This window comes from Prochlorococcus sp. MIT2309 (genome assembly GCF_059772305.1).
This window is the reverse complement of record NZ_CM186282.1, coordinates 234,738-248,644: the sequence shown is the minus strand read 5'-3', so window position 1 is coordinate 248,644 and position 13,907 is coordinate 234,738. Positions and strand designations below refer to the sequence as shown.

General features: G+C 33.5%; 14 protein-coding genes. 3 read left to right on the top strand and 11 right to left on the bottom strand.

Going from position 1 to position 13,907, the window contains the following annotated elements; all coding sequences use genetic code 11:
- Window positions 1-52: 52 nt before the first annotated feature.
- The 8 genes from AC6EJA_RS01290 to dapB form a co-directional block, all read right to left on the bottom strand.
- Window positions 53-700 (bottom strand): methyltransferase domain-containing protein, encoded by a 648-nt coding sequence (locus AC6EJA_RS01290; RefSeq protein ID WP_498502729.1) that lies wholly within the window; start codon window positions 698-700, stop codon window positions 53-55.
- 449 nt (window positions 701-1,149) lie between these two features.
- Window positions 1,150-1,539 (bottom strand): hypothetical protein, encoded by a 390-nt coding sequence (locus AC6EJA_RS01285; protein ID WP_498502728.1) that lies wholly within the window; start codon window positions 1,537-1,539, stop codon window positions 1,150-1,152.
- A 115-nt stretch (window positions 1,540-1,654) separates the two neighbouring features.
- Complete coding sequence (locus tag AC6EJA_RS01280) at window positions 1,655-2,290, bottom strand: DUF4335 domain-containing protein (protein ID WP_498502727.1); 636 nt, start codon at window positions 2,288-2,290, stop codon at window positions 1,655-1,657.
- Entirely contained in the window at window positions 2,287-2,859 is a 573-nt protein-coding gene (locus AC6EJA_RS01275) for a DUF3038 domain-containing protein (RefSeq protein WP_498502726.1), read from the bottom strand. The genes AC6EJA_RS01280 and AC6EJA_RS01275 overlap by 4 nt, the downstream gene beginning before the upstream one ends.
- Window positions 2,860-2,967: 108 nt before the next feature.
- On the bottom strand, window positions 2,968-3,159 hold the full coding sequence (locus tag AC6EJA_RS01270) for a DUF2949 domain-containing protein (RefSeq protein ID WP_498502725.1): 192 nt from the start codon (window positions 3,157-3,159) through the stop codon (window positions 2,968-2,970).
- A gap of 27 nt (window positions 3,160-3,186) precedes the next feature.
- Entirely contained in the window at window positions 3,187-4,326 is a 1,140-nt protein-coding gene (locus AC6EJA_RS01265) for an FAD-dependent monooxygenase (protein ID WP_498502724.1), read from the bottom strand.
- A gap of 73 nt (window positions 4,327-4,399) precedes the next feature.
- Window positions 4,400-5,044: a DUF8619 family protein gene (locus AC6EJA_RS01260; protein ID WP_498502722.1), complete on the bottom strand. Its 645-nt coding sequence runs from the start codon at window positions 5,042-5,044 to the stop codon at window positions 4,400-4,402.
- A 2-nt stretch (window positions 5,045-5,046) separates the two neighbouring features.
- Window positions 5,047-5,898, bottom strand: coding sequence for a 4-hydroxy-tetrahydrodipicolinate reductase (dapB, locus tag AC6EJA_RS01255; RefSeq protein WP_498502721.1), 852 nt, complete (start codon window positions 5,896-5,898; stop codon window positions 5,047-5,049).
- 108 nt (window positions 5,899-6,006) lie between these two features.
- Between dapB and AC6EJA_RS01250 the strand changes: the two genes are divergently transcribed.
- A complete protein-coding gene (locus AC6EJA_RS01250) occupies window positions 6,007-10,023 on the top strand; it encodes a magnesium chelatase subunit H (RefSeq protein WP_498502720.1) in 4,017 nt (1,338 codons plus the stop codon).
- Between the two features lie 21 nt (window positions 10,024-10,044).
- Here the strand turns inward: AC6EJA_RS01250 and folP are convergent, their stop codons facing one another.
- From folP to AC6EJA_RS01235, 3 genes are read right to left on the bottom strand one after another with little or no spacing between them, the layout of a single operon-like run.
- Window positions 10,045-10,908: a dihydropteroate synthase gene (gene folP / locus AC6EJA_RS01245; RefSeq protein WP_498502719.1), complete on the bottom strand. Its 864-nt coding sequence runs from the start codon at window positions 10,906-10,908 to the stop codon at window positions 10,045-10,047.
- Window positions 10,865-11,599 carry a triose-phosphate isomerase gene (gene tpiA, locus AC6EJA_RS01240; RefSeq protein ID WP_498502718.1) on the bottom strand — a complete coding sequence of 245 codons (735 nt, stop codon included), beginning with the start codon at window positions 11,597-11,599 and terminating at the stop codon, window positions 10,865-10,867. Before tpiA ends, folP begins: the two co-directional genes overlap by 44 nt.
- Window positions 11,600-11,634: 35 nt before the next feature.
- Complete coding sequence (locus AC6EJA_RS01235) at window positions 11,635-11,823, bottom strand: RNA-binding S4 domain-containing protein (protein ID WP_498502717.1); 189 nt, start codon at window positions 11,821-11,823, stop codon at window positions 11,635-11,637.
- Between the two features lie 41 nt (window positions 11,824-11,864).
- On the opposite strand from AC6EJA_RS01235, the gene AC6EJA_RS01230 reads away from it, so the two are divergent.
- The gene (locus AC6EJA_RS01230) at window positions 11,865-13,613 is read left to right on the top strand and encodes an ABC transporter ATP-binding protein (RefSeq protein ID WP_498503522.1); all 1,749 of its coding nucleotides are present in this window, start codon (window positions 11,865-11,867) and stop codon (window positions 13,611-13,613) included.
- A 68-nt stretch (window positions 13,614-13,681) separates the two neighbouring features.
- Window positions 13,682-13,894 carry a DUF6447 family protein gene (locus tag AC6EJA_RS01225; protein ID WP_498502715.1) on the top strand — a complete coding sequence of 71 codons (213 nt, stop codon included), beginning with the start codon at window positions 13,682-13,684 and terminating at the stop codon, window positions 13,892-13,894.
- Window positions 13,895-13,907 lie beyond the last annotated feature (13 nt).

Genomic DNA, 13,907 nt, shown 5'->3' with positions numbered 1-13,907 from the left:
ACAATTTTTTTTAATTATATGATTTAAATAAATATAGAATTAAAATTGTAATTTAGTGTGACTTGATGGCGATAACACTATAGAAGGGATCACCAACCCCTTTAAAGAAATTAAAACCATTATTAGAATTTAACTTTTCAGCAATAATATTATCAATTGACCAACCCTGAGCTATTAATACAGAACTAACATACTTTAATCTGGCTGATTCAGATGATTGGACCCATATGTTTGGAGATTTATTCCAAAAAGCTCTATTAGAAAATGAAATTATAAATTTACCTCCAGGCTTTATGACTCTATAAATTTCCTCAGAAACTAGTTCTGGATATTGTAAATATTGCCATCCAGCAACTATGGTACAGAAATCGATAGATTCACTTTCTAAGGGTAAAGACTGATTTTCGTTTAAATTTTGAACCCAATAAGAATCTAATTGGTTATTCTTCTTAAGTTCTTCCTGATTCATGCCATGTCCAATAACCTTAGAATATTCACTAGGTGGATAATGACTAACCCAACTACTCATTAAATCAAGAAGAATAGAATCTTTTGTGAATAATGATTTATATAAACGAGTAAGCCGCCTTCTAAACCCATCATCAAGGTGATGAACAAACCTTGGTTGAGAGTAAAATAGAGAGTCGTTTTGATTATCTTCCTTTTGCCTTTGAGAACTAGTTAATAAAAGATTAGGCATTATTCATAAAATCTAATCTTAGACTCTTTTGCCCAAATCCGAGGGCATGTGCAATTGAATTGAACAACCCAGGAACAAAATTATAGAAATGATAAATGGTATAAAATATTGGGTCTTATTAAAAAGTGAGAAAAAATCATAGATCTTATAAAATGAATAAGAAGATGAAAAAAAATTAAAAAGCAAACTAATAAAAAGAATTAATAATGAAAATCCTCTTGAACGAAATATTTTGGAAAAATATAGATGAACAGAATCTGATCCTGAAACAATACATTTAACATTGACAAACCAAAACAGTCCCACCAAAAACCATATTTTTGATGATTCTACAAATAGAAAAAATATAGATAAAAAACTTAGCAAACATAATAAGAACGCTATAGTCAATGAATATGAAGTCTTATGATTTTTTACAGACAAAAAATTTATTAATGACATATATATCTTCATCGTTTCAAAAAGATATTTTTGTTTCGATTAGACGGTTTTGATAAAAATGAAAAAAGCCTTATCAATCGGACAACAGCAGATAAAAGAAGAAAAATTGTTAAAATTATAAGTAATAAAACTAATATTAATATTGAAAGTTTGAAAATACCTTGTGAAAGTAAAATAAAACCCTCATTAATGTATTTTATAGTATCTTCCCAGTAGGAAGGCCATGAATAGCCTTCTTGAATTGAACTTAATATATTAATGAGAAATATAGATGATAGGAAAAAAAGAAAGGCTTCTGAAGATAAACGGATTAATGGTAACTTTTTTTTATTTTTACCTGTATTACGAATCGAATTAGAGTTAATTGAATTAAAAGTTTTTCTTCTAATTAGCCTCATAATATCCTCATAGCATTCATCAAATTTAAATAAAGAATACACTTTATAATACTACTCTAGCAACAAAACAAAAAAAGAAAAGTATTAGTACTCGAAATATAGTGCTTAATAAAATTTAATTATCTATATTGTCTTTAATATTAAGTTGTGATTGATCATTAGGTTCTTTCTGATCAATTTTGTTTTGATAGTCGTATGTTAATGTTAAAATAAAAGAGGTTATAATCAGAGAAGAAAAACCTAATAAAGATGGAATTATCCCAGAAAGTTTAAAATATCTTGAGTAATTTATACCGGTTGATATTCTTTTTACTTTTATTATATTTATCCAATCAATAGCTATACGATTGTCTGATTTTAATTGATCAAAACAATTTACTATATCAATTAGTTCTGCATCATCAATTATTATCTCTAAAGGATTTGTATTTTCTCTACTACTTACTAATATCAACTTGTGTTTATTTTCAAACGAACTAATGTGAACGGGGCCATCTAGGTCACCTGAAACTGCTGTTTCTTCAAAATTATAAATAGAAATATATGAATAGATTACACTCATAAGATTTATCAAATGATCCTTTTTACCCTCGAGATCAGGAAAACCAGTCAGTTGAAGTTTCCATTGGGATATAATACCTATTTTCTCTGATTCTTGGCCAATAGAAAAATCAGGAAGACCATCAATCGTTATGCGACATGAGTTTTGATCGTATACTATTTGATTTTTAAAGTTGAGGTTACTATTCATTTAAGGTTGAGAATATTTTTTGTAAGCCTATCTGCTCCATTAACTCCAGAAGAAATTGCCAATATAAAAACAAGTTCTCTTAGAAATGAATTATTAGATTCTTTTCTTAATATTTTTTGTATGCTACTGCGTTTCAAATTCATTCTCTCAATTATTAAATCATTAAATCTAGAACTTAACTCATTCCATCTATCATTTCTTATAAATTCGGGTTCTTTTTCAGAAAGCAACTTACGTAATGTTGGATAAATTCTATTTGCCGTAACAGCTATTAATTTAATCAAAGCACTAACCTCTAGGCCCGTTAGGACTCCTCGTCTTGATGTTTTTCGCAAAGGATTATGCACTCTAGTTTTCCAGAGCTGAACATGGTCTGAGAATTGCTTATCAAGCCCAAGATCTTTTGAGGTATTGATCAATTCAAATACACCATTAATTTCAATTGCCTCTATTAATATCAAAAGGAAGTCAATCCTTTCAATACCTTTCCTCCCTATCTTTTCTGAGGATGGAATAGGTACGGCTTGAAAAGATTTATTTGATCGTTGCTTTTGCTCGCTAAATATCATAATTTCATTTTAATGTGAAATCTTAAGAATGCAATGAATGTAAGCTATTCAATATCATTATTTTAAATAAATATTCGACTTTGTAACATCAGATTATATATCAAAAAACTATTTATATAGCCATCTAAGAGACTTTTCGAACTGGTTCTTGGTTATGAGTCCTAAACTTCTTAAAACTATTAATAAAGGTGCATTCTCCTTGAATGATTTAGAACAGCCAAGATCTATAGCTTCTTTTGAAAGACCAATTTCCTCTTCTAAGAAACTATATAGTTGATGGGGCTTCTTTTCAGATTTCAAATGATAGTATTGTTATTTATTTATTGATTATATATTACTTATACCATTAGTCATTATACTTAATGAAAATTTTCGTAGGAATGAAAAATTTTTCAGTGATTTTATTATCAACCACCTCAAAGGCTTAAAAATATATAACTTGTTTGAAAATATCCTTACCAAAGAATCGGTCATAATTGCTACAGCAAAAAGATCAGGTAATCTAGTTAGTGTGTATATTAATGGAATAAATCGTTTTAGAATTTTATTTTCTGAATACTTGACAATTACATCAGTCAAAACTTTTACGTCCCTCCAGCAAAGATTCAAGCCTTGTCCTCCAACAGGATGAAAACTGTGAGCAGTTTCTCCAACTAAAATAAATCTACCTTTATGAAGACAATTTGTAAGAGAAAAATGATTTGGAAAATATTTTCTTTCTCCTAAAACACAATCTGGCTCGTACCCAATGGGAAGAATCGAATTTAATTTATTTAAATATTTTTGATTATTTAATTTGACTATTCTTTCACAATCTTGAAGAGAGGTACTCATAACTATTTGGTATCTTTCTCCTCCCATTGGTAGAACAGCAAAAGGCCCTTCTTTTCTCAGTATTTCATGTGCAACGTTATCGTTTCCGCCTCTTATAAGAATTTTTGAAGTAACACATCCCTGTTTGTACTTAAAATGATATTTTTTTATCCCCCAATACAATATAGACTTTGAAAAGCTACCATCAGCAGCTATAACATAATCAAAATGTTCTATGTAGGGATTCCCTTCTTGTCCAAGATTAAGATTTACAAGTTTATTTTTTTCAAGACTTCTTATAAGCATTTTCATTAAAGGTTGGTGGCCAACAATCCAACCTAGTGATCTCTTATTTCTGTCAGATTTCTTTAAATCTGTTAATTTATATTTTAGACTTTTCTTTATCTCAATATCAGAGAGGTTAAGTCTATTAAAAGGATTCAAGTTTATTTTAATTAAATCTATTAAATTTAATTCTTTTAGTAAATTATAAGATGAATGTGTTAACGCATACGCTCTATCAAGATTAATTAAATCTTCTTTAAGCTTGGGATCATAAATGGTAATTTTTGTCCCGGCTTTACTAAGTGCTATTGCCAACAGAGAACCAGTGGGTCCAGCACCTAGGATTTTTATATTTAATACTCTTTTCATACTACTGAATACAGATTTAGATCATAACTTGGCAAATCTCAAATTGCTTGTTCTTAAGAAAATGAACAATCTATTACTTTATTCTAAATCGACATAAATCCTCAAAGGCTGGCCTTAGTAAATATGGATATTCTCCAACCCACTGACGGATTTCGGGTAGCCATGCATCACTAATATCAATAATGTCAGAAAAATTGTTAGTTCTACTAAAAACTAGGCATCTAATAATCATTCCTTTACTAATAATTTGATGTTTTTTTTCCATTGGGAATTTAATTTTGGCCAAATAACCATCTTCATCTTCTAGTTCTAAGACAATCCAAACACGCTTGTTCTCAATAAGTTCTAATTCTCCTCTTTTATTAGCTTGCTCATGACTGTTCTCAACATACTCTCTTGTGTAAATATCTGATATTTGACCTTCAAATATTGCAGAAATTGTATATCTCCTAACAATTGCATTTTTCATACTAGCTTCATAAATGGGACTCCACAAAATATAAAGAATAAAAATCACTCCCAATAAGAGCCAAATTGAATAAAACTGGCTAGTCACTTGACTTTGACTAATTAATAAAGTAATAACTCCCCCGATAGAGGAAATCATTATTTTTTGTAAAATTTTTCTTGGGTTACCAAGTGCAGCTGCAAATTGATTACCCGTTGCCACCGCAGGTATGAGTTTTTGTAATTCCCCAGCTCTTAATGGTATTAACATTTTTATAAAAGCCTCTCGAGTCCATAAACGAGTCCATTAATTGACCTCACTTTGCGTATGGTATTCAGGACACCTGGCATATAAGCAGCTCTATCAATAGTGTCATGTCTGAGCAAATAAGTTTCACCCGGTGCCCCAAATAAAACTTCTTGATGGGCTACCAGACCGGGTAATCGTACTGAATGCATTCTTAACCCACTCTCTCGTAGCCCTCCTCTGCATCCTGGGATTGACTCTTTTTCAGTGACAACCGTTGAGTTGAAATTTTTGCCTAAATCTTCAATTAATTCTGCTGTTTTTATACATGTTCCACTTGGCGCATCAGCTTTTTTGTTGTGATGAAGTTCAGTCAATTCAGCATGTTCATAAAATGCTGCTGCTGCTGCTGCTGCTTGTTGCAATAAAACCATCCCAACAGAAAAATTTGGAATAATTGCAGTGCCAATTGAGGCCTTATTTGCAAATAAACTTAGTTCCTCAAGTTGATCTTTTGTCAAACCAGTTGTTCCGATGACAGGGTGAACACCATAGGCAATTGCAGCTCTAGTGTGCTCGTAAACAACATCAGGATGAGTGAAATCAACAAGAACAGCGCCTTTACCTTCCCCAAGATTTCTAACTTCCTGACTCGCCACGCATAAGGAGGCTTCAAGATCTGCTGTAATCGAAATACCTAATTCCTCCAAACCAAGCGCAGTTCCAATGTCAACTCCCTGCATATCAGTAACAGTCTCAATTGCTCCAACCAAATGGCAATCATTGGCAGCTATGACAGTTTTAATAACCTCCGAGCCCATCTTGCCTAGTGCACCAGTCACTAATACTGGAATTGAGTCTTGAGAATTGATTTCCATTTGTGATTTTTGATTAAATTTTAGAAATTTCTTGTAACAGGGATATGTCCTTATCCACAGTAATGGGCAAGATAAAAGTAGGCTTGGTGAAAATACTCAGATAAAAAAATGTTTACACAGGTCCGCTCCGCCAACCGCAGAGTCTCACCTGTAGAGAATCACAAACACTCAGCTGTTATGAAGGCTGTATATGTGGTTCTTGAACCTCAATACCAAAATGCCCTCACCCAAGCTGCAAAATCGCTTAATTCTCAAGAAGGGCCCATTGGAGTTGAACTCAATGGTTACCTTATTGAGGAACTAAGAGACGATGCAAATTACGAAAACTTCAAAAAAGACATTGCCGCTGCTGATGTTTTTATAGCCTCGTTGATATTCATTGAAGATCTTGCACAGAAGGTCGTTGAGGCAGTTGAGCCTCACAAAGCAAACCTAAAAGCATCCGTTGTCTTCCCCTCTATGCCAGAGGTTATGAGACTGAACAAACTCGGAACTTTCAGTATGTCTCAGCTTGGTCAAAGCAAGAGCATAATTGGAGATTTCATGAAAAAAAGGAAGGAAGCGGGAGGAGCAAGCTTCCAGGACTCAATGTTAAAACTGCTAAATACCTTGCCATCAATACTTAAATATTTGCCTGTAGACAAAGCTCAAGATGCGCGAAGCTTTATGTTGAGTTTTCAATATTGGCTCGGTGGTACTCCAGATAATTTGAGAAATTTTCTCTTAATGCTGGGTGATAAATATGTGTTTCCAGAATTAAATAAAAAAAATGACAATAGTTCAGAAATTGCTGATCCTGAAGTTTTTCCTGATTTAGGTATTTGGCATCCCCTAGCTCCCTCTATGTTTGAGGACATAAAAGAATATCTCAATTGGACATTAAGTAGGGAAGATATTTCTGAGAAGGCCAAAAAAGGTCCAATCATTGGTTTAGTGCTTCAAAGAAGCCATATCGTTACAGGAGATGATGCACATTATGTTGCAGTAATTCAAGAACTTGAATATAGAGGGGCGAGAGTAATACCTATTTTCTGTGGTGGTTTAGATTTTTCTAAACCTGTTAATGCTTTCTTTTTTGATCCAGTTAACCCTAACGAGCCACTTGTAGATGGAATAGTCTCTCTTACTGGTTTTGCATTAGTTGGTGGACCTGCTCGTCAAGACCACCCAAAAGCAATTGAGTCTCTTAAGAAATTAAATAGGCCTTACATGGTCGCACTGCCTTTGGTTTTTCAAACAACACAAGAATGGGAAGGCAGTGATCTAGGACTACACCCTGTTCAAGTAGCACTTCAAATAGCAATTCCCGAATTAGACGGTGCCATAGAACCAATAGTCCTCTCTGGTAGAGATGATGCAACTGGTAAAGCCCATACTCTTCAAGATCGCGTAGATGCAATTGCTGAAAGAGCTATCCGATGGTCATCACTAAGAATTAAACCCCGTTCACAAAAGAAATTAGCAATTACAGTTTTCAGCTTCCCTCCAGATAAGGGTAATGTTGGTACAGCTGCATACTTGAATGTTTTTGGATCAATCTTTAGGGTCCTGGAGGAGATGAAAGACCAGGGATACAAAATTGACAACATGCCCAGTACACCTAAAGCTTTGATGGAAGCACTAATAAATGATCCTGAAGCTCAAAAAGGTTCTCCAGAGTTATCAATAGCACACAAGATGAGTGTCAAAGAATATGAAAAACTAACAACTTACTCTCATAGACTTGAAGAGAACTGGGGAAAACCACCAGGAAATTTAAATAGTGACGGTCAAAACTTATTAATCTACGGAAAGCAATTTGGAAACGTTTTTGTAGGTGTTCAGCCTACTTTTGGATATGAAGGCGATCCAATGAGATTACTGTACTCAAGAAGTGCAAGTCCTCACCACGGATTTGCTGCTTATTACACATATCTTGAAAAAGTATGGAAAGCAGATGCTGTTCTTCATTTTGGAACACACGGCTCCTTGGAATTCATGCCAGGTAAACAAATGGGTATGAGCGAGAGTTGCTATCCAGACTCACTTATAGGAGGTTTACCAAATTTATATTATTACGCTGCAAATAATCCTTCAGAAGCAACTATCGCTAAAAGGAGAGGTTATGCATCGACCATAAGTTACTTAACTCCACCGGCTGAAAACGCAGGACTTTATAAAGGATTAAAAGAACTTGGAGAATTAGTTGGTTCCTACCAGCAACTCAGAGAGAGCGGAAGAGGAATACAGATTGTTAATGCAATTATTGAAACATCTAAAAAATGTAATTTAGATCAGGATGTTAAATTTCCCGAAAGTGATGTTGCTGAACTAGAAATTAACGATAGAGATGAAATTGTTGGTGCCGTTTATAAACAACTTATGGAAATAGAAAGTAGATTACTCCCTTGTGGATTGCATACCATTGGAGAGCCTCCCACAGCAGAGGAAGCTATTGCTACTTTGGTAAATATTGCTTCTTTAGATAGAGAAGATCAAGGAATAATTTCTTTACCTAATCTTTTAGCAAAATCAAAAGATAGAACCATTGAGGAGATATATAAAGGAAATAATAAAGGCGTATTAAGTGATGTGGAATTAAATAAAAATATTACCGAAACCTCCAGAAGAGCTGTATCAGCAATGGTTTTTTCTCTTACAGGAAGGAATGGTAGAGTTACAATGAAAAATAACTTTGTTGAATCAATAATTATTTTCTTAAAAACACTGGGCATAAAAATACCTTCTCCATGGTTACGCGCTATTAATCAACAAGGTTTTAAGAATTTAGATATAAATTTATTAGATAAATTATTTGACTATTTGAAGTTTTGTCTAACACAAATTTGTGCAGATCAAGAGATGGAAAGTCTATTAAAAGCTCTTGATGGAGATTATGTGCTGCCTGGTCCAGGAGGAGATCCAATACGTAATCCAGGTGTTCTTCCAAGTGGAAAAAATATCCATGCTTTAGATCCTCAATCTATCCCTACAACTGCTGCAGTTGCAGCAGCAAAAATTGTTGTAGACAAACTTATAGAACGTCAAAAAGAAGAACTTGGAGACTGGCCTGAAACAATAGCTTGCGTTCTTTGGGGAACAGACAACATAAAAACTTATGGTGAATCACTTGCCCAAATTCTTTGGTTTGTAGGAGTAAGACCAAAACCAGATTCAGTGGGAAGAATTAATAAGCTCGAATTGATTCCACTAGATGAACTTAAAAGACCAAGAATAGATGTTGTTGTTAACTGTTCAGGTGTTTTCAGGGATTTATTTATTAACCAAATGGCCTTAATTGACCAAGCAGTAAAACTTGCAGCTGAAGCAGATGAATCAATTGACATGAACTTTGTTAGAAAACATTCGGCTGAACAAGCAAAAGAACAAGGCACTTCTATAAGGGAAGCAGCAAGCCGAGTTTTCTCTAATGCAAGTGGAAGTTACAGCTCTAATGTAAATTTGGCAGTGGAAAATTCAACATGGGAAGAAGAAAACGAACTCCAAGAAATGTACCTTTCCAGAAAAACCTATGCTTTCAATGCTGATAATCCAGGAGAAATGAACCAAAAAAGAGAAGTTTTTGAATCAGTAATGAAAACAGCTGATGCTACTTTTCAAAATTTAGACTCATCAGAAATATCTCTTACTGATGTAAGTCACTATTTTGATTCAGATCCTACTAATTTGATTAAAAATTTACGAGATGACGGAAAAGCACCAAGTAGTTACATAGCAGATACAACCACTGCAAATGCTCAAGTCAGATCACTAAGTGAAACTATCAGGCTAGATTCAAGAACTAAACTACTTAACCCAAAATGGTACGAAGGAATGCTTAAATCTGGCTATGAAGGTGTCAGAGAAGTATCAAATAGATTGAACTATACTCTTGGGTGGAGTGCGACAAGTGGACAGGTTGATAATTTCGTATATGAAGAATCTAATGAAACCTTTATCAATGATCCCGAAATGAGGGAGAGATTGATGAAATTAAATCCTCATAGCTTTAGAAGAATTGTGGGAACACTTCTTGAAGTTAATGGAAGGGGATATTGGGAAACATCTGAAGAAAATATTGAACAACTCAAAGAGTTATATCAAGAAGCTGAGGATAGAATCGAGGGCGTAAAAAATGATGATTAATAGTTCTACCTAAGAATAATTTCACCACAAATAAGAAGCCATAAGTATTGTTTTCTTGATTGGTTCAACATCATGAACACGAACAATTTCTACTGCTTCCTCAACGCACTTGCAAACGACTGCAGCTGTACCCCAAATTCGAGATTGTGGATTTTTTTCCAAAGTTAATTCACCTATAAATCTTTTCCTTGAAGGTCCTACTAATATTGGATAACCAGATTGTTTGAAAAAATATAAGTTTCTAAGTATCTCAATATTTTGATGAGTAGTTTTAGCAAAACCCAAGCCAGGATCCCAAATTATTAATGATTTTTCTATTCCTGATTTTATAGCTTCCTCTGATAATAATGTTAATTCACTAATTATGTCGTTAATAAGATTATCATATTTAGTTAAATCATCCATGGTAAAACTGTTTCCTCGACTGTGTGTAATTACATATGGACATTTAAATAATGAAATTATCTGATACATATTTTTATCATGTCTTCCACCACTAATGTCATTAACCCAATTTGCTCCGTTAATTAAAGCATACTCAGCAACTTTAGAATTGAAAGTATCTACAGAGATAATTAAGTTAGGATATTTTTTCTTTATATATTTTAAGACGGGTTTAAATCTTTCTATTTCAATATTAGAACCCACCTCAATAGCATTTGGTCTAGTACTTTGAGCACCAACATCTAAAACATCAACTCCTTGACTGACAAGTTTATCAACATGATTAAATGCTTTTGTCTTTTCTAAATATAATCCACCATCACTAAATGAATCTGGAGTAATATTCAAAACTCCCATTACTAGGGTTTTCTTTCCCCAATTAATTGGCCAATTTTTATTAGTATTTTTCGTAATTGGCAATTCTGGCAAACCCTTTTGCATCTAATGAAGCCCCACCAACTAGAACACCATCAATATCACTCATAGACATAATTTCATCAATATTTGTTGGTTTTACAGAACCTCCATATTGAATTATTAGTTGATCTGACCCAACCCACTTTCGAATAAGACCACAAATTCTATTAGCTTCACCTGCTTCGCAAGTTTTTCCTGTACCAATAGCCCATATTGGTTCATAGGCAACTATCACCTTGTCATGGTTGGTACCTTCTAAACCTTGCTCAACTTGTCTCCTAATAACTCTCTCAGCCTCACCTTTTTCTCGTTGTTCGTCACTCTCTCCCACACAAACAATAGGTACCAACCCATGAGATTGAGCAGATATAGCTCTACGGTTAATTTGTTCATCACTCTCACTGAAGTATTTTCTAGGTTCACTATGACCGACAATTGCATAGGTAACATTGTGCTCTAACAACATAATTGGGGAAATCTCTGCGGTAAACGCACCATTATCCTCCCAATGAACATTTTGACTTGAAATCTGAATATCTTCGTTTTGAAGACTCTCAGAAACAGTTGAAATAGCAGTGAAGGGAGGAGCAATAATGATTGTCCTATCATCAGGTGATTCTTTAATTAATGGAAGGAACTCGGACATGTATTGCTTGGCCTGAGCACAAGTCATATTCATTTTCCAATTTCCAGCGATTACCGGTTTGCGAACCATCAAATTAATTGTTTTGCATTTACTAAGCTAAGACTTTATGGGTCAGTATGATTCACAAGGTAATCTTGTTTGTTAAAACCAACGAGATCACCTTGAGACAATTTCCGACCACGCCTCGTCTCTACAGAACCATTAACAGTTATTAACCCAGAAACGATCAATTGCTTGGCTTCTCCGCCTGTGGAAACTAAGCCTCGAAATTTCAAAAATTGATCCAATTTCATGCTTTTAGCAATTTCTCTAATTTAAAGTGATGGATTTCAATATGCTACCTCCAAGAATCTTCAGGAAAAATTCAATAATTTCTCTCTTTAAGCCACACATAAAAGAACTTGTGTTGGGACTTAGCGCAATGCTCATCTATGTGTCATGCTGGCCGATACTTGCATGGTTGGCAGGTAAATTAATTCCTGGCATTGGTCAAGGTGATATGAAATTAGTAATTAAAATTATTTCACTATCTCTTTTTGTTTTCTTTATCCAAAAGATAGCTCAATTTATACAAGACATCATATTAGCAAAGCCTGCTCTCAAAATAAGTAAATCATTAAGAAGTAAATTATTTAATAAGCTACAAATAATAGAACTTAATTCGTTGGAAAAACTTTCAGCAGGAGATATTACTTATAGACTTACGGAAGATGCAGACAGAGTAGGAGAAGTAATTTATAAAACAATTCAAGATACAACACCATCATTATTACAACTAGTTGCTGTATTAACTTATATGATTTATCTCGATTTGCAATTATCAATTGCAACATTATTATTGGCACCTTTGATAACAATTTTAGTTAGTAAGTTTGGAGAAAAGGTAATGATAGCAGCTGAAAAAAGCCAGGAGAAAGTAAGTGAATTAGCAAGTTTAATCGGAGAGGCAATTCAAGGTGTATCCATAATCAAAGCCTACGCTGTAGAAGAATGGATGCAACAAAGGTTTGATGATCAAGTAGAAAATCATCGAAAGGCTAGATATAAAACATTAAAACTACTTGCGCTGCAGCATCCTGTAATTGGTTTTATGGAGGCCTTTGGCATATTGTGTATTCTCACAATTGGAGCATCGCGAATACAAAATGGAGCACTAAACAGCGAACAATTTAGCAGTTATTTCGCTGCACTTTTGATGTTAATTGATCCAATTAGTCATCTAACTACCAATTTTAACGAACTACAACAGGGACAAGCTTCTTTAAAAAGATTAAATGAGATTGACCTCGAAAAAACAGAAAAAAACACTGATCTTGAAAGTAAAATTTTAACCGATGTGCAAGGTAGTATTGTTATTAAGAATATTAATTTTGGCTATCAAAGAAATAATTTAGTTTTAAATAATATTTCCCTTGAAATAACTAAAGGTGAAAAGATAGCAATCGTTGGGCCTTCAGGAGCCGGCAAAAGTACTCTTTTTTCTCTTTTACTTGGTTTTATTAAACCTAATAAAGGTTCTATATATATTGACAATTTAAAAATTGATGAATTAGATAAGAATTCTCTACGAAAATCTATAGGATATGTTCCTCAAGCTATGACTGTATTTTCCGGTACTGTCTATGAAGCAATTAATTTTGGAAGAAATTTTTCTAAAGATGAAGTAATAAAGGCAGCAAAATTAGCTAATGCGCATCAATTCATAAATGATATGCAACTTGGGTATAACACTTATATGCAAGAAAGAGGTACAAACTTCTCCGGTGGCCAACTACAGAGAATTTCTATTGCCAGAGCTCTTGTAGGGAACCCTTCAATATTATTACTTGATGAGGCTACTAGTGCCTTAGATGCAGATGCCGAAAAAGAAGTACAACTAGCTATGAAGCAGGCAATGAATTCAAGGACAGTAATAATAATTGCCCATAGATTATCAACAGTTCAAGAAGCTGATAAAATTGTTGTTATGGAGAAGGGTGAAATAATAGAAATGGGTGAACATAAAACATTAATTAATCAATCTGGGAAATATAGTGATTTATGTAATAAACAATTAATAAAAGGAAAAAAAGATCAAAATTAAAATCAATTAACTAGATGTTTAAAGAAGTTTAAATATCATATATATTGATATGGAATTCATTTACGACTATGTCTGAAACAAAAGAACCTATTTTGACATTTGAGGATAAGAAATATGAATTAAAAACACTACCAGACGATATTAAAGAACTTGTAAGAGGCATGCAAGTTGCAGATGCTCAATTAAGAATGCATGAAGATACATTAAAAGTTCTTTCAATAGGGAGACAATCATTATCTCAATCTTTAAAAGAAAAACTTATAAACATAACGCCTATTTGATTGATTATCAAAC

What these genes read in the sequence shown, in the direction of transcription:
- AC6EJA_RS01265 (WP_498502724.1), bottom strand. Translation starts at nt 4,326, where the DNA reads ATGAAAAGAGTATTAAATATAAAAATCCTAGGTGCTGGACCCACTGGT.
- AC6EJA_RS01275 (WP_498502726.1), bottom strand. Translation starts at nt 2,859, where the DNA reads ATGATATTTAGCGAGCAAAAGCAACGATCAAATAAATCTTTTCAAGCC.
- tpiA (WP_498502718.1), bottom strand. Translation starts at nt 11,599, where the DNA reads ATGGTTCGCAAACCGGTAATCGCTGGAAATTGGAAAATGAATATGACT.
- AC6EJA_RS01285 (WP_498502728.1), bottom strand. Translation starts at nt 1,539, where the DNA reads ATGAGGCTAATTAGAAGAAAAACTTTTAATTCAATTAACTCTAATTCG.
- dapB (WP_498502721.1), bottom strand. Translation starts at nt 5,898, where the DNA reads ATGGAAATCAATTCTCAAGACTCAATTCCAGTATTAGTGACTGGTGCA.
- AC6EJA_RS01235 (WP_498502717.1), bottom strand. Translation starts at nt 11,823, where the DNA reads ATGAAATTGGATCAATTTTTGAAATTTCGAGGCTTAGTTTCCACAGGC.
- folP (WP_498502719.1), bottom strand. Translation starts at nt 10,908, where the DNA reads ATGCAAAAGGGTTTGCCAGAATTGCCAATTACGAAAAATACTAATAAA.
- AC6EJA_RS01230 (WP_498503522.1), top strand. Translation starts at nt 11,865, where the DNA reads ATGCTACCTCCAAGAATCTTCAGGAAAAATTCAATAATTTCTCTCTTT.
- AC6EJA_RS01290 (WP_498502729.1), bottom strand. Translation starts at nt 700, where the DNA reads ATGCCTAATCTTTTATTAACTAGTTCTCAAAGGCAAAAGGAAGATAAT.
- AC6EJA_RS01225 (WP_498502715.1), top strand. Translation starts at nt 13,682, where the DNA reads ATGTCTGAAACAAAAGAACCTATTTTGACATTTGAGGATAAGAAATAT.
- AC6EJA_RS01250 (WP_498502720.1), top strand. Translation starts at nt 6,007, where the DNA reads ATGTTTACACAGGTCCGCTCCGCCAACCGCAGAGTCTCACCTGTAGAG.
- AC6EJA_RS01280 (WP_498502727.1), bottom strand. Translation starts at nt 2,290, where the DNA reads ATGAATAGTAACCTCAACTTTAAAAATCAAATAGTATACGATCAAAAC.
- AC6EJA_RS01260 (WP_498502722.1), bottom strand. Translation starts at nt 5,044, where the DNA reads ATGTTAATACCATTAAGAGCTGGGGAATTACAAAAACTCATACCTGCG.